The organism is Pseudomonas sp. FP1740, from assembly GCF_030687165.1.
Taxonomy (GTDB): domain Bacteria; phylum Pseudomonadota; class Gammaproteobacteria; order Pseudomonadales; family Pseudomonadaceae; genus Aquipseudomonas.
On the sequence record NZ_CP117461.1, the window covers coordinates 2063802 to 2080028 of the forward strand.

At 61.5% G+C, this 16227-nt stretch carries 11 protein-coding genes; 2 read left to right on the forward strand and 9 right to left on the reverse strand.

Annotation, left to right across the window (positions count from 1 at the left end; genetic code table 11):
* Positions 1 to 32 precede the first annotated feature (32 nt).
* The 8 genes from cobA to PSH69_RS09275 form a co-directional block, all read right to left on the reverse strand.
* Positions 33 to 797: a uroporphyrinogen-III C-methyltransferase gene (gene cobA, locus PSH69_RS09240; protein ID WP_305411729.1), complete on the reverse strand. Its 765-nt coding sequence runs from the start codon at positions 795 to 797 to the stop codon at positions 33 to 35.
* Positions 798 to 807: 10 nt separating this feature from the next.
* On the reverse strand, positions 808 to 3525 hold the full coding sequence (locus tag PSH69_RS09245; RefSeq protein WP_305411730.1) for a nitrate reductase: 2718 nt from the start codon (positions 3523 to 3525) through the stop codon (positions 808 to 810).
* A complete protein-coding gene (gene nirD, locus PSH69_RS09250; RefSeq protein ID WP_007902067.1) occupies positions 3525 to 3842 on the reverse strand; it encodes a nitrite reductase small subunit NirD in 318 nt (105 codons plus the stop codon). The genes PSH69_RS09245 and nirD overlap by 1 nt, the downstream gene beginning before the upstream one ends.
* Entirely contained in the window at positions 3839 to 6292 is a 2454-nt protein-coding gene (gene nirB / locus PSH69_RS09255; protein ID WP_007940642.1) for a nitrite reductase large subunit NirB, read from the reverse strand. The genes nirD and nirB overlap by 4 nt, the downstream gene beginning before the upstream one ends.
* Positions 6293 to 6626: 334 nt before the next feature.
* Positions 6627 to 8297, reverse strand: coding sequence for a bifunctional protein-serine/threonine kinase/phosphatase (locus PSH69_RS09260; protein WP_305411731.1), 1671 nt, complete (start codon positions 8295 to 8297; stop codon positions 6627 to 6629).
* Between the two features lie 7 nt (positions 8298 to 8304).
* The gene (locus PSH69_RS09265) at positions 8305 to 9516 is read right to left on the reverse strand and encodes a NarK/NasA family nitrate transporter (protein ID WP_018925267.1); all 1212 of its coding nucleotides are present in this window, start codon (positions 9514 to 9516) and stop codon (positions 8305 to 8307) included.
* A 377-nt stretch (positions 9517 to 9893) separates the two neighbouring features.
* Positions 9894 to 10469 (reverse strand): ANTAR domain-containing response regulator, encoded by a 576-nt coding sequence (locus tag PSH69_RS09270; protein ID WP_105339609.1) that lies wholly within the window; start codon positions 10467 to 10469, stop codon positions 9894 to 9896.
* A gap of 15 nt (positions 10470 to 10484) precedes the next feature.
* Positions 10485 to 11696: a CmpA/NrtA family ABC transporter substrate-binding protein gene (locus PSH69_RS09275; protein ID WP_305411732.1), complete on the reverse strand. Its 1212-nt coding sequence runs from the start codon at positions 11694 to 11696 to the stop codon at positions 10485 to 10487.
* Between the two features lie 226 nt (positions 11697 to 11922).
* On the opposite strand from PSH69_RS09275, the gene PSH69_RS09280 reads away from it, so the two are divergent.
* Positions 11923 to 12942, forward strand: a complete 1020-nt coding sequence (locus PSH69_RS09280; protein ID WP_305411733.1) for a quinone-dependent dihydroorotate dehydrogenase — start codon at positions 11923 to 11925, stop codon at positions 12940 to 12942.
* 204 nt (positions 12943 to 13146) lie between these two features.
* On the opposite strand, the gene rmf is transcribed toward PSH69_RS09280, so the two are convergent.
* Positions 13147 to 13362: a ribosome modulation factor gene (gene rmf / locus PSH69_RS09285; RefSeq protein WP_003223300.1), complete on the reverse strand. Its 216-nt coding sequence runs from the start codon at positions 13360 to 13362 to the stop codon at positions 13147 to 13149.
* A 531-nt stretch (positions 13363 to 13893) separates the two neighbouring features.
* Between rmf and rlmKL the strand changes: the two genes are divergently transcribed.
* Positions 13894 to 16164 (forward strand): bifunctional 23S rRNA (guanine(2069)-N(7))-methyltransferase RlmK/23S rRNA (guanine(2445)-N(2))-methyltransferase RlmL, encoded by a 2271-nt coding sequence (gene rlmKL / locus PSH69_RS09290; protein WP_305411734.1) that lies wholly within the window; start codon positions 13894 to 13896, stop codon positions 16162 to 16164.
* Positions 16165 to 16227 lie beyond the last annotated feature (63 nt).

The following is a 16227-nucleotide window of genomic DNA, read 5'->3' on the forward strand; positions in this document are numbered from 1 at the left end:
CGATTTGGTGAAGGGGGAGTAATAGGTAGGGTTCAGGCTGATTGGTCGGCCACCATCGCGGGCAAGTCGCGCTCCCACAGAGATGAAGTTGTACGGGCTGCCACGGCACCGATCACCAGGATCGCCGGGCTCTTCAACTGAAAGCTGAGGGCATCCTCTTCCATTGCTGTCAGGTCGCTCCGGCATTCCCGTTGGTGCGGCAGCGAAGCGTTTTCGATCATTGCCACGGGTGTATCGGCTGCCATTCCTCCGGCCAGCAGTTGCTCGCGGATTTCACTGAGTTTTGCCACGCCCATGTAGATCACCAACGTGGTGCCGCCTTGAGCCAGGGCCTGCCAGTTCAGGCTACTGTCATCCTGAGTGTGCGCCGTGACCAGTGTCACGCCACGGGCGACGCCCCGCAGCGTCAGCGGAATATCACATTGGGTCGCGCCGGCAAGGCCAGCGGTGATGCCATTGACCAATTCAACCTCGACCCCTCGTTCACGTAACCACTGCGCCTCTTCACCGCCGCGCCCGAAGATGCACGGATCGCCACCCTTGAGTCGCACCACGCATTTGCCGTGGCGGGTATAACGCAGCATCAGGCGATGAATGAAGGCTTGAGGCGTGGAGCGACAGCCGCCGCGCTTGCCCACGGGAATAATTCGCGCATTTGGACAATGCTCCAGTACCGCAGGATTGACCAGATCGTCGATCAACACCACGTCCGCTTCGCGCAACGCGCGAACCGCCTTGAGGGTCAGCAATTCCGCATCGCCGGGACCCGCACCCACCAGCCAGACTTTTGCGCTCATAGTGTTTTCCTCACGAGGTGACGGCGACTGGCTGCGCAGTGGCGGCCAGTAAACGCTTGATTTCCGGGACGCAGGAGCCGCATTGCGTGCCGCAGCCCAATTCTTGTTTCAAACCCTGCAAGTCCAGGCCACGGCTGATGCCGGCACAGATTGCGTTCTGGCTGACGTTCATGCAGTTGCACAGGGTTTTGCTGCCGGATGCCGGGGCGCCAGCGTTGCCTGGCGGAGCACTCAACGGAGCCAGCAGCCAACGGCGCAGTTGTTCGTCGGCGCGACCTTCGAGCCACAGGCTTTGCAGCCAATGTTGGGCGAGTGTTTCACCGGCCAGGCGAATCGCGGTGATCCGGCCGTTCTCGATACGCACCCGTTTACCGATCGAACGCCGGGGATCGTCATAAGCCAATACCGGGCCGTCGTTGAGCCCCAGGCATTGATCGATATCGCGCAGCAGCTGCGGCTCTGGCGCGCTGGCGCTGGCGGCGCGTATCAGCAGCGCAGGGCGCTCACGGCCAGCCAGGCTGAGGCTGGCGTAGGAAAACGCCTCGCAGAGTGGTCGCAACGTCTCCAGGTGCTGTTGAACATCGCCTTCAATCAGGGCGAAAAGCTGCCAGGGCAAGTGCACAGGCTCGAGTCGCACGCCGCTGTGTTTGAGTTCCGGTTGCTTCGACAACGGATCGAAGGCGGGAAGGGTGAGGGTGTTCACACCGCCCTTGAGGAAGCGGTCGCCCCAGTGCATCGGCAGGAAGGCCTGGCCCGGACGTACGCTGTCATCGCTGCTGACTGGCAGGATCACCGCGCCCCGGCGACTTTTCAGATTGATCAGGTCGCCAGGTTGCAGGCGATGCCGACGCAGTTCATCCGGGTGCAGGCTCAACACGGCTTCGCTGACATGGCCGAACAGTTGCGCGGCGGTGCCGGTGCGGCTCATGCCGTGCCATTGATCGCGCAGGCGACCGGTGATCAAGGTCAGCGGGAAACGCGCATCGCGTTGTTCCTTGGCGGCGCGATACGGGTCGGTCACGAACTGCGCACGCCCGCTGGCGGTCGGGAAAATCCCATCGAGGTACAGCCGCGCGGTGCCTTCGCGGGCACTGGCGGGGAAGGGCCATTGCTGCGGACCGAGCTGGTCGATCAACTCATGACTGATCCCGGACAGGTCGAGGTCGCGGCCGCGAGTCAGTTGTTTGTATTCGTCGAAGACCTGTGCCGGGGTTTCAAAGGCAAACAGGCTGGAGGCTCCAGGACGCAGACGTTTTTCCAGGCGCTGTGCGAAATCCACGGTGATCGCCCAGTCGGGCCGTGCTTCTCCGGGGGCGCCGATGGCTCGGCGGACGTGGGAAATGCGCCGCTCGGAGTTGGTAACGGTGCCGTCCTTTTCACCCCAACTGGCGGCGGGTAGCAGCAGGTCGGCGAACGCGGCGGTTTCGGTGGTGTGGAAGGCTTCCTGCAACACCACGAACGGGCAGGCTTGCAGTGCCTCGCGCACAGCGGTCTGGTCCGGCAGCGACTGGGCGGGGTTGGTACAGGCGATCCACAGGGCTTTGATCTTGCCGCTGCGCATCTGCTCGAACAGTTCGATGGCTGTTAGCCCGGTGTTTTCGGGCAGTTGATCGACGCCCCAATAGGCGGCCACTTGCGCCCGGTGTTCGGCATTGGCCGCTTCGCGATGACCCGGCAGCAGGTTTGACAAACTGCCGGTTTCCCGGCCACCCATGGCATTCGGCTGACCGGTCAACGAGAAAGGTCCTGCACCGGGCCGACCGATTTGCCCGGTGGCCAGGTGCAGATTGATCAGTGCGCTGTTCTTCGCGCTGCCGGCGGTGGACTGATTCAGCCCCATGCACCACAGCGACAGAAAGCTCGGTGACGTGCCGACCCATTCCGCGCATTGCTGCAGTTGCTCGACGCTGATGCCACAGAGTTGCGAAACCATTGTCGGGGTGTAATCGCGCACCAGGTTTTTCAGCTCGGCCAGGCCTTCGGTGTGGGCCTTGATGAAGTCGCGGTCGATCCAGTCTTCCCACAGCAGCAAGTGCAAAATCCCATGGAACAAGGCGACATCGGTACCGGGCAGAATCGCCAGGTGCAGGTCAGCCAGATCGCAGGTGTCGGTGCGCCGTGGGTCGATGACGATGACTTTCATCTGCGGACGACGGGATTTGGCTTCTTCCAGGCGACGAAACAGGATCGGGTGGGCGTAAGCCATGTTGCTGCCGACGATCATCACGCAGTCGCTCAGTTCCAGGTCTTCGTAGTTGCAGGGCGGAGCATCGGCGCCAAGGCTGCGCTTGTAGCCGACCACCGCTGAAGACATGCACAGCCGTGAATTGCTGTCGATGTTGTTGGTGCCCACCAGCGCCCGCGCCAGTTTGTTGAAGGCGTAGTAATCCTCAGTCAGCAGTTGCCCGGAGATGTAGAACGCGACGCTGTCCGGGCCGTGTTCGGCGATGGTTTGGGCGAAGACGCTGGCGGCGTGATCGAGGGCGCTGTCCCAATCGGTGCGGCTGCGGGCAAGGCCCTTGCCCAGGCGCAACTCAGGGTACAGGGCGCGCGCGGTCAGGTCGCCGGTCAGGTGCAAGGTCGAACCTTTACTGCACAATTTGCCGAAGTTGGCCGGGTGCGCCGGATCGCCGCTGACGCCGAGAATGCGCTCGCCGTCGTGCTCGATCAGCACGCCGCAGCCGACCCCGCAGTAGCAGCAGGTGGAGGCGGTGATTTGGCGGTCCATCAGCTTGCTTCCCGCAGGGCCAGCAGCACCCGGCCATTTTCGACCCGTGCCGAATGATGGTGGGCGCAGCCGATATCGGGAGCCTGGGCTTCACCGGTTTCCAGGTCGATTTGCCAGTTGTGCAGCGGGCAGGCCACCCGTTTGCCGTAGATCAAACCCTGGGACAGCGGTCCGCCCTTGTGCGGGCAGCGGTCGTCGAGGGCGAAAACCTCATCGTCGCTCGTACGAAAAATCGCGATGTCACCTTTCGGGCCGGCGATGATCCGCGAGCCAAGGGTGTTGATCTCTTCCAGTGCGCAGATATCCAGCCAGTTCATACCGACACCTCCAGGTTCTTCACGGGAATGACCTCGAATTCTTTTTTCAGCAGTGGTTGCTCAAGGCGTTCTTTCCACGGGTCCTGTTCGAACGACAGGGAGAATTGCAGGCGTTCGTTGAGTGCCTTGCGCCGTACCGGGTCTTCCAGCACGGCTTTCTTGATGTGTTCCATGCCGACCCGTTGCAGGTAATGCACGGTGCGCTCGAGGTAGAAGGCTTCTTCACGGTACAGCTGCAGGAAAGCGCCGTTGTATTCGCGCACTTCTTCAGCGGTTTTCAGCTTGACGAAGAACTCCGCGACTTCGGTCTTGATCCCGCCGTTGCCACCGATGTACATCTCCCAGCCGGAGTCCACGCCGATAATTCCGACGTCCTTGATCCCCGCTTCCGAGCAGTTGCGTGGGCAACCGGAGACAGCCAGTTTCACTTTGTGCGGCGACCACATGTTGAACAGGTCATGTTCGAGCTCGATGCCCAGTTGCGTGGAATTCTGGGTGCCGAAGCGGCAGAACTCACTGCCGACACAGGTTTTCACGGTGCGGATGGATTTGCCGTAGGCGTGGCCGGACGGCATGTCCAGGTCTTTCCAGACCCCCGGCAGGTCTTGCTTTTTGATTCCCAGCAAGTCGATGCGCTGGCCGCCGGTGACCTTGACCATTGGCACGTTGTACTTGTCGGCCACGTCGGCAATGCGCCGCAGCTCTGAAGGATTGGTCACACCGCCCCACATCCGCGGGACGACAGAGTAAGTGCCGTCTTTCTGAATGTTGGCGTGGGCACGTTCGTTGATCAGCCGCGATTGCGGATCGTCCTTCGCTTCGCCCGGCCAGGTGGAAATCAGGTAGTAGTTGAGCGCCGGGCGGCAGGTGGCGCAGCCATTCGGGGTGCGCCAGTTCAGGTAGCTCATGGTGCCGGCGATGGTCAGCAGATGCTGGTCGCGGATGGCCTGGCGGATTTGCCCGTGGTTGAGGTCGCTGCAACCGCAGATGGCTTTTTCGCTTTTCGGTTTGACGTCTGCCGCACCGCCCACGGTGTTGATCAGGATTTGTTCGACGAGGCCGGCGCAGGAGCCGCAAGAGCTGGCGGCCTTGGTGTGTTTCTTCACGTCGTCGACGCTGAACAGCCCGTGTTCCTGAATGGCTTTGACGATGGTGCCTTTGCACACGCCGTTACAGCCGCAGACTTCGGCGGTGTCGGCCATGCTCATGGCTTTGTCCTGGCCTTGATGTCCTACATCGCCTAAAGCATTTTCGCCAAACATCAGGTGATCGCGGATCTCGCCGATGGCATGGTTCTCACGGATCTGCCGGAAATACCAACCGCCGTCTGCCGTATCGCCGTACAGACAGGCGCCGACCAGCACGTCATCCTTGATCACCAGTTTCTTGTAGACCCCGCCGATCGGGTCGGAGAGGGTGATGGTCTCGGTGCCTTCGCCGCCCATGAAGTCGCCGGCGGAGAACAGGTCGATGCCGGTGACTTTCAATTTGGTCGACGTCACCGAGCCCTTGTAAGTGGCGAAGCCCAGTTGGGCGAGGTGGTTGGCGCACACCTTGGCTTGTTCGAACAGCGGTGCGACCAAGCCGTAGGCGGTGCCGCGGTGGCTGGCGCATTCACCGATGGCGTACACCCGAGGGTCGTAGGTTTGCATTGTGTCGTTGACCAGAATCCCGCGGCTGCAAGGGATGCCGGCTTTTTCCGCCAGTTCGGTGTTGGGGCGAATGCCGGCGGCCATCACCACCAGGTCGGCGGGGATGATGTCACCGTTCTTGAACTGCACCGAGCCGACCCGGCCATTGCCGGCGTCGTGCAGGGCCTGGGTCTGTTCGCACAGGCGGAAATGCAGGCCGCGGGCTTCCAGGGCGGTTTGCAGGAGTTGGCCGCTGGTTTTGTCCAGTTGGCGCTCCAGCAGCCATTCGCCGATGTGCACCACGGTGACGTGCATGCCCCGCAGCATCAGGCCGTTGGCGGCTTCAAGGCCCAGCAGGCCGCCACCAATGACCACGGCGTGCTTGTGGGTCTTGGCGGTGTCGATCATCACCTGGGTGTCGGCGATGTCGCGGTAGCCGATCACGCCCTGCAAGGTATTGCCGGGGATCGGCAGGATGAACGGGGTCGAGCCGGTGGCAATCAGCAGGCGGTCGTATTCAGCCTCAGTGCCGTCTTCGGCGATGACCCGGCGTTTGACCCGGTCGATCTCCACCACTTTGCGGTTGAGCAGCAGCTTGATGTTGTTTTCCAGGTACCAGTCCAGATCGTTGAGCACGATCTCTTCGAACGTTTGTTCGCCGGCCAGTACGGGCGACAGCAGGATGCGGTTGTAGTTGGTATGCGGTTCGGCGCCGAAGACCGTGATGTCGTACAGCTCATTACTCAGCTTGAGCAGTTCTTCCAGGGTACGAACCCCGGCCATGCCGTTGCCGATCATCACCAGTTTTAGTTTTTTCATCAGGTTCTCCGGGGAGCTCGGGCCTGCCTCATCAGGGCATTCAGGCCTTGCTCGACAAAATTTTGCGCAAACAAAAAAAGGCGTCCCGCTAGTTAACTAGCGAGGACGCCTTTGTCCTTGTCCCGTTCTCTCGGGCAGCGCAGCCTTCTACGTTGAAGGCCGGGCTTTATGTCTGTTGGGAAAGGTAATGCAGTGGTTGTGCCAAGTTCTTCAGACACCAGAATTTGCTGGGGTTGGTCGCGGTCTCGGTATTTGATTGGGGTGTTTGTGCACCGAAACAATGCATGTTGCCCGCAATTGGCGCGGTCCCTGTAGCTGCTACAAAGGATTGGTGTTAGCCATGAAACAACAAAAACAGCAGCACCAGATTCACCAGCAACGACACCAGCGCCAACGTCCGCCAGACCTTCAACGGTTCGCGCTCCAGTAACGGTCTGGGGCGCACGCTCAAACTGCGTCGTTCTCCCTGTTCCAGCAGCAACAACCATTCTTCGGCCGTTTCAAAGCGCTGATCCGGGGCGACCGCCACCGCGCGCTCCAGACTTTGCGCGATCCATTCCGGCAGGTCGGGCCGGTAGCGACTGGCGCTGACAGGCACGCCAAACCGTGGGCGCTGGAACGCTTCGATTTCGCCGTAGGGATAATGCCCGGTGAGTAGGTAGTACAAGGTCACGCCGACTGCATATAAATCCTGTTGTGGTGTCGGCGGGTCGCCGCGAAACGCTTCCGGCGCGATATAGCTGGGCGTTCCAGGCAGGGCGAAGGCTTGATCTTCGGACAGCCCCGGACAGTAGGCGAGGCCGAAATCCAGCAGGCGCAACTCGCCGTCGTCCCCCAGCAGCAGGTTCTCCGGTTTGATATCGCGATGCAGGATCTGCCGTCGATGCAGGATGCCGACAGCCCGCAGCAAGCGTTCGGCCAGGTCCTGCCATTGCGCCAGTGGCAGCGTTGTGACGCGTGCATGCAGCTCCGCCAGGGTCGACCCGGAATATTCGCGCATCACGTAGTACAAATGCTGACGCTGACTGGCGGCATGGACTTCAGGGAAATGGCGACCGGCTACACGCTTGAGAAACCATTCCTCCGACAACAATGCCTGGCCGGCTTGATGATCGTCACGCAGAGCAGCGGGCAAGGTTTTCAGCAGCCAGGGCTGTTGCTGTGCGTCGCGCACCCGGTAGAGCAGCGATTGCTGGCTCTGGCCGAGGATCCCTTCGACCTGCCAGCCTTCGAAGGTCTGGCCCGGTTTCAGTGCAGGCGGGAGAGGCCATTGCTGCAGGTGAATCAGTGCATCGCCAATGCTGGTTTCGCCAAGGGCATCGACCCGCACCAGCAGGGCGCTGGCATTGTCCTGACTGCCGGCCAGGTGCGCGGCGCTGACCAGGGTCTGCGCGGCACTGTTGAGGTCAGGTTGATCGCGCAGAATCGCCGCGATGGCGGTGTCGCCCAGCACGGCCCAGATGCCGTCGCTGAGCAGCACGAAACTCTCGTTCAGGCGCAGTTCACCGTCCAGAAAATCCAGCACCAGATGTTGATCCAGCCCCAGGGCCCGCTTGAGCACATGCTGCATGCCCGGCTGGTCCCAGACGTGATCCTCGCTCACCCGTTGCAAGGTGTCGGCGTGCCAGCGGTACACCCGGCAATCGCCGACATGCGCCAGGGTGAAACGCCTGCCGCGCATCACCAGGGCACTGACCGTGGTCAGCAGCGGTTGCCCGCCGCCGTTGGCCTGCAACCAGCGATTTTGCGCCAGCAGCAGGCGATCCAGCGCTTGGGCGACACCCCAGGTTTCCGGTGTGGCGTAATAATCCAGCGCCAAAGCCTGCAAGGTCGAACGGGCCGCGAGACCGCCATCGGCGCATTGGCTGACGCCGTCGGCGATGGCGAACAGGTAACCCTTGCTCGCCGCCAGTGCCGGGGCCGGAGTGACCAGGCGCAGAGCGTCCTGGTTCTCTTCGCGAGGGCCGATGGCGCTGGCTTCGGCAAAACTCAGTTGCAGGCTCATTCAATCCTCACACGCGAGCCGCGGTGACGGCTGCCGAACCCCAAGTGGTTCTCCAGCGACGTTTAACTCCGTGCAGACCGAACCAGGCGAGTACGCCGAGGCTGGCGAACAACCACAAGGCCATTTGATAGCTGCCGGTACTTTGCTTGATCGCGCCCATGCCGGCCGCCAGTGCGAAGCCACCGATGCCACCGGCCATGCCGATCAAACCGGTCATCACACCGATCTCCCGACGAAAACGCTGTGGGACCAACTGGAATACGGCACCGTTACCTGCACCTAAACCGAGCATAGTGCAGACGAAAAGCGCCAACGCTGCGTAGGAACTCGGCAGATTGAAACCCACTGTCGCGATGCAGATCGCTGCCACGGTGTACATCGCCAACAGGGTGCGAATCCCGCCGAAGCGATCCGCCAGCGCGCCGCCCAGCGGACGCATCAGGCTGCCACCGAACACGCAAGCAGCGGTGTAGTAACCGGCAGTGACCGGGCTCAGGCCGTACTGGTCGTTGAAGTAGCCGGGCAGGGCGCTGGCCAGGCCGATGAAGCCGCCAAAGGTCACGCTGTAGAAAAACATGAACCACCAGCTGTCGCGGTCACCCAGGGCCTTGAGGTAGTCGGCCATGGACTTGGCTTTAGGCCGCTCAGGGGCGTTCTTGGCCAGCCAGGCGAAGACGATCAGGGTCAGGATCAGCGGTATCAGGGCGAAGCCGAACACGTTGCTCCAGCCATAAGCGGCGGCCAGCACCGGGGCGATCAGGGCTGCCAGCACGGTGCCCGAGTTACCGGCACCGGCGATGCCCATGGCTTTGCCTTGGTGCTGCGGCGGATACCATTGCGAGGCCAGCGGCAGGGCGACGGCGAAAGACGCACCGGCCATGCCGAGGAACAGGCCCAGCAACAGCGCCTGCTCGTAACTGTGGATGCCGACTTTCCAGGCAACGAGCAGGGCGCTGATGACGATTATCTGGCCGATGATCCCGGCGGTTTTTGGCGACAGGCGATCAGCCAGCAGGCCCATCGCAAAGCGCAATACGGCGCCGGCCAGAATCGGCGTGGCCACCACCAGCCCGCGCTGTTGGGTGGTCAGGTGCAGGTCAGCGGCGATCTGCACCGCCAGGGGGCCGAGCAGGTACCAGACCATGAAGCTCAGATCGAAATAGAGGAAGGCTGCGAACAGTGTCGGGGTATGGCCGGATTTCCAGAAGCTTGAATTCATCGCGCACCTCAGCTGTCAGGCGTATCAAGAAGGAGTCATGAGCTTGCAGGTGGGGCGCCGCAACGGCCGCACCACCAGCCCCGGTCTCTGGGGCCAAAACGGAAAAACGCCGCTACCTGATTCGCAAAAGGGGGCGAATGAGGTGAGCGACGTCTTTGTCGTAGGTGGGGCAACCGCCGTTGGTTACCTTGCAGGGATTACTTAGCGAGATCTGTGCCAACAATCTGCTTTTTGTGGCGAGGGGGCTTGTCGGACCGCCGCATCACCCTGTTCGGCGGCGAAACCGTCGCAAGACCTGTTTGCGAAGTCTTCTGAAGGAATGCAAGGGGCCGCTTCGCAGCCCAACGGGGGCGAGCCCCCTCGCCACAATGATCGGATCAACCCAACAGTTCACTCATGGCAATGATTTGCTCCGCCACCTGTATCAGCTTCTGCTGGCGGCTCATGGCCTGGCGGCGCATCAGGGTGTAGGCCTCTTCTTCGTTGCAGTCCTTCATCTTCATCAGCAGCCCCTTGGCCAGCTCGATGCGCTTGCGCTCGGCCAGTTGCTGGTCGCGGGCGTGCAGTTGCGCGCGCAGGGCCTGGTCGCTTTCAAAGCGCGCCATGGCCACGTCGAGAATCGGCTGCAGGCGTTGTGCGTGAATGCCTTCGACGATGTAGGCACTGACGCCGGACTTGATCGCCTGGCGCATCACGCTGGGGTCGTGCTCGTCGGTGAACATCACGATTGGCCGTGGCTGGTCGCGAGTAACCAGCACCACTTGTTCCATCACATCGCGGCTCGGTGACTCGGTATCGATCAGAATCACGTCCGGACGCACCGTTTCGACGCGCGCGGGCAGGTCGATGGTCAGGCCGGACTCGTCGATGACCTCGAACCCGGCTTCGGTCAGGGCCGCCTTCAGACGCCCGACTTTTTTTGCGGTGTCATTGATCAGCAGGATACGCAACATATTTGCAGGCTCCTGTCAGCGGCTGGCGAGAAGGGGGGCGCTGTCGCTCATGGCGTGCAGCGTAAAACTGTGGGCATAGCCAGCCGGGTCCGAACCGTCCCAGACTTTGCCGTCGATCAGTTGACTGCTGCGCATTTCCTGAGCCTGGGCGGGCACGCCGACAGCGGTGGCGGCCTCTCGGTACAAGTCTAGTTGCTGAACCTGACGGGCCACGCGGAGGTAATCCGGGTCGTCGCGCAATAAGCCCCAGCGACGGAACTGGGTCATGAACCACATGCCGTCGGACAAATACGGCAGATTGACCTCGCCGCCACTGTGGAAACGCATCGCATGCGGGTCTTGCCAGTGATTGCCCAGGCCGTCGGTATAGTCGCCGAGCAAGCGCGGTTCGATGCAATCGAGCGGGGCATCGAGGTATTCGGGGGCGCTCAACAGTTGCGCGGTGCTGCGGCGATTTTCGCGGCTGGCTTCGATGAAGCGGCTGGCCTCGAGGATCGCCATCACCAAGGCCCGGGCGGTATTGGGGTATTGCTCGACGAAGGCGCGGGTGCAGCCAAGGACTTTTTCCGGGTGGTCGGGCCAGATGGTCTGGGTGGTGGCCATGGTGAACCCGAGATTCTGTTGCACCGCACTGGCAGCCCACGGTTCGCCGACGCAGAACCCGTCGATGCGCCCGGCTTGCAGGTGCGCGATCATTTGCGGCGGGGGGACGACCACGCTATCGACATCCTGCAACGGATGAATGCCCTGGCTCGCCAGCCAGTAATACAGCCACATGGCGTGGGTGCCTGTGGGAAATGTCTGGGCGAAGGTCAGTTTTGGGCGACTTTGGTGCACGTGATGGTCCAGTGCTTCAGGACTGGTCACGCCCAGGGCCTGCAAGCCGTGGGAGAGGTTGATGCTTTGGCCGTTCTGGTTCAGGCCCATGAGCACGGCCATGTCGGTGGAGGCTACGCCGCCGATGCCCAGGTGCACGGCGTAAATCAGGCCGTACAGGCTGTGGGCGGCGTCGAGTTCGCCGCTGACCAGTTTGTCCCGCAGGTTGGCCCAGGACGACTGGCGCTTGAGGTTCAGGGTCAGGCCGTAAGGCTGGGCAAAGCCCTGGGTGGCGGCGACCACCACTGAGGCACAGTCACTGAGGGCCATGAAGCCAAGGTTGATTTCGGTTTTTTCCGGGGCATCGCTGCCGTTGACCCAGGCCAGTGGGCCGGCTGATGGTTCATTCATCGATTTGCACCTTCCAAAAAAAACGTCGCCCCATGGCCTCTGCGCGAGCAGAGCCGGTGACGACGCCATTGTCCTTCCACTCATTCCGTCGTTGGCATGAGTGCTGATGCCCATGTTGGTGCAAGGCATATGCCATCGCTGGCTGATTTTGTCGTGCGCCTCGCGTGAAGCTCTGATGCACGGCTATAATCGCCGCCTCTCATCGCCAACCGAGTCAAGCCTGCCCATGTACACCCTGGCCCGTCAGCTGCTGTTCAAACTTTCCCCGGAAACCTCCCACGATCTGTCCCTGGACCTGATCGGCGCGGGCGGGCGTTTGGGCCTCAACGGCTTGCTGTGCAAAGCACCGGCGAAAATGCCGGTGACGGTCATGGGCCTGGATTTCCCGAACCCGGTGGGTCTGGCGGCCGGACTGGACAAGAACGGTGCGGCGATCGACGGGTTTGCCCAATTGGGTTTCGGCTTTATCGAAATCGGCACCATTACCCCGCGTCCGCAACCGGGTAATCCGAAACCCCGGATTTTCCGCTTGCCGGAGGCCGAAGCGATCATCAACCGCATGGGTTTCAACAACCTCGGTGTCGATCACTTGCTCGCTCGCGTGGCGGCAGCCAAGTACAAGGGCGTGCTGGGTATCAATATCGGCAAAAACTTTGATACGCCGGTTGAACGTGCGGTTGACGACTACCTGATCTGCCTGGACAAGGTCTACGCACACGCCAGCTACGTGACGGTCAATGTCAGCTCGCCGAACACACCGGGCCTGCGCAGCCTGCAATTCGGCGATTCGCTCAAGCAATTGCTCGCCGACCTGGCCACGCGCCGGGCGGAATTGGCCCTGCGCCACGGCAAACATGTGCCGCTGGCGATCAAGATCGCGCCGGACATGAGCGATGAAGAAACCGCTCAAGTCGCCCAGGCGTTGATCGAAACCGGGATGGATGCGGTGATCGCCACCAACACCACCCTGAGCCGCGTGGGCGTCGAAGGCCTGGAGCACGGTGACGAGGCGGGCGGGTTGTCCGGCGCACCGGTTCGCGACAAGAGCACCCACACCGTGAAGGTGCTGGCGGCGGAACTGGCCGGTCGCTTGCCGATCATCGCCGTGGGCGGTATCACCGAAGGCAAGCACGCGGCTGAGAAAATCGCCGCGGGTGCGAGCCTGGTGCAGATCTATTCGGGCTTTATCTATAAAGGCCCGGCACTGATTCGTGAATCGGTAGATGCCATCGCCGCGCTGCGCTGAAGGCAGTGTAGGGGCCTTGTGCTGAGGGCTTTTGTCGCGAGGGGGCAAGCCCCCTCGCCAAAATGGTTTCTTCGCTGAATTTGGAGCAGGCATAAAAAAGGGCTCCCCGAAGGAGCCCCTGGGCCGAAGCCCGCCGTCCGGATAGGACGTGCGTGGTTAAGTCGTTGCGTATTCAGATTGTCGTGTCGGAGTGTGTGCCCTGTATTAGCCGACGGCGTGAAGTTCGTTGAGTCTGTGGATTCCCGCAGTGCCGGTCATACCGTCCCAATTGTCGCCGCGTCCTTCTCGCCAGCCATTGATCCAGGCTTGGCGTACCGACGGTAGAGTAAAAGGGCAAAGCTCACGGGATTTACCACCAACGCCATATTGATATCCGCGCAAAAATGCTCTTTCCAACGGATCACGCTTAAGTCTTCTCATAGGGTGTTTCCCTCACTTGTTGACTGTATGTATCGCGTCGACCTCAATCGAGGTCAGGCAGAAAAATTCTGCCGTTGGTGGCTCGCTGCCGGCGTCGCGAGCCAAGGTGTTGACGCCGTTGCGACGTCAACCTGAGTGGAGTTCTAACCAATGCGTCACATCGAGGGAATGACCGTTTTGTCATAAGAACGTAACCATAAAGATGGTATGGCCATAAGTAACACGATATTTGTGCCGTGTTGATTGGCCAAAGCCCGGTATGATCGGCCCTTCGCTGGATGCTGGGGGGGGGCGCCTTAACGAGAATGACACCCGTTGCCCTTGGGTATTATTCGACGAAGGGTCGACTTATGACATTTTGTTTCATCAACTTTTTTATCTGCCCTGGCATCTAAGCTCTTTTAACCCGAGCAGTCAGGGTGGGACGGCACACCTTCGTGCCACGCGGGCGTTCTGTTAGAAAAACGCCTGATTGAAAACCGGATCGGCAACGCGTTGCCGGTTCACTTAGCTAAAGGCTCTGGAATTACCATGTCCGATCGTTTCGAACTCTTCCTCACTTGCCCTAAAGGCCTTGAAGGTCTGCTCATCGAGGAAGCCGTCGGGCTTGGCCTTGAGGAAGCACGCGAGCACACCTCGGCTGTGCGCGGCATGGCCACCATGGAAACCGCTTATCGCCTGTGCCTGTGGTCGCGTCTGGCGAACCGGGTGCTGTTGGTGCTCAAGCGCTTTCCGATGAAGGACGCCGAAGATCTCTATCACGGCGTGCTGGATATCGATTGGCAAGACCACATGCTCAACGACGGCACCCTGGCCGTCGAATTCAGCGGTCACGGCTCTGGCATCGATAACACGCACTTCGGCGCCTTGAAGGTCAAGGATGCCATCGTCGACAAACTGCGCACCCCGCAAGGCGATCGCCCGTCCATCGACAAGCTCAACCCGGACCTGCGCATTCACCTGCGTCTGGACCGTGGCGAAGCCATCCTGTCCCTCGACCTGTCCGGGCACAGCCTGCACCAGCGCGGCTATCGCTTGCAGCAAGGCGCGGCGCCGCTGAAGGAAAACCTCGCGGCGGCGATTCTGATCCGTGCCGGCTGGCCGCGCATTGCCGCCGATGGCGGCGCGCTGGCTGACCCGATGTGCGGTGTCGGCACGTTCCTGGTGGAAGCCGCCATGATCGCCGCCGACATGGCGCCGAATCTGCGCCGCGAGCAATGGGGCTTTACCGCTTGGCTCGGTCACGTGCCGGCGCTGTGGAAAAAACTCCACGAAGAAGCCACCGAGCGCGCCGCGGCCGGCCTGGCCAAGCCACCGCTGTGGATTCGCGGTTACGAAGCCGACCCACGCCTGATTCAACCGGGCCGCAACAACGTCGAACGTGCCGGCCTGAGCGAGTGGATCAAGATTTACCAGGGCGAAGTGGCAACGTTCGAACCGCGCCCGGACCAGAACCAGAAAGGCCTGGTGATCTGCAACCCTCCGTACGGCGAGCGTCTGGGCGATGAGGCGAGCCTGCTCTACCTCTACCAGAACCTCGGCGAGCGTCTGCGTCAGGCGTGCTTGAACTGGGAGGCGGCGGTGTTCACCGGCGCTCCGGACCTGGGCAAGCGCATGGGCATCCGCAGCCACAAACAGTATTCGTTCTGGAACGGCGCGTTGCCGTGCAAATTGCTGCTGATCAAGGTCACGCCAGACCAGTTCGTCACCGGCGAGCGTCGCACCCCGGAACAGCGTCAGGCCGAGCGTGAACAGGCGGCCTACGATGAAGCACCGAGTGAGCCGCAAGAGCGCAAGTACAACAAGAACGGTAATCCGATCAAACCGGCTCCGGCACCCGCCCCGGTGATCGAACAGCCGCGCCTGAGCGAAGGTGGGCAGATGTTTGCCAACCGTCTGCAAAAGAACGTCAAGGCGCTGGGCAAGTGGGTCAAGCGTGAAGGCATCGACTGCTACCGCGTCTACGATGCCGACATGCCGGAATATTCCATGGCCATCGACCTGTATCACGACTGGGTCCACGTTCAGGAATACGCCGCGCCGAAATCCATCGATCCGGAAAAAGCCTCGGCGCGGATGTTCGATGCCCTGGCGGCAATCCCGCAGGCGTTGAACATCGACAAGAGCCGCGTGGTGGTCAAGCGTCGCGAACGTCAGAGCGGCACCAAGCAGTACGAACGCCAGAGCGCCCAGGGCAAGTTCAACGAGGTCAACGAGGGCGGCGTGAAGCTGCTGGTGAACCTCACCGACTACCTCGACACCGGGCTGTTCCTCGACCACCGGCCGATGCGCATGCGGATTCAGAAAGAAGCCGCCGGCAAGCGCTTCCTCAATCTGTATTGCTACACCGCCACGGCCAGCGTGCATGCGGCCAAGGGCGGTGCGCGCAGCACCACCAGCGTCGACCTGTCGAAAACCTACCTGGACTGGGCGCGGCGCAATCTGTCGCTGAATGGCTTCTCCGACAAGAACCGTCTGGAGCAGGGCGACGTGATGGCCTGGCTCGACGCCTGCCGTGACGAATACGACCTGATCTTCATCGACCCGCCGACCTTCTCCAACTCCAAGCGCATGGAAGGGATCTTCGACGTGCAGCGTGACCAGGTGCAGTTGATCGACCTGGCTATGGCGCGACTGGCACCGGGCGGGGTGTTGTATTTCTCCAACAACTTCCGCAAGTTCCAGCTCGAGGAAAACCTCACCGAGCGTTATGCCGTTGAGGAAATCACCGCCCAGACCATCGATCCGGATTTCGCCCGTAATGGCAAGATCCACCGTGCCTGGAAGATCACTGCTCGCTGACACTTGCGCCTGATTGGATCCACAGAGCCTTGATTTTTAAAGGCTCTTTGGTTCTTTCAGTGC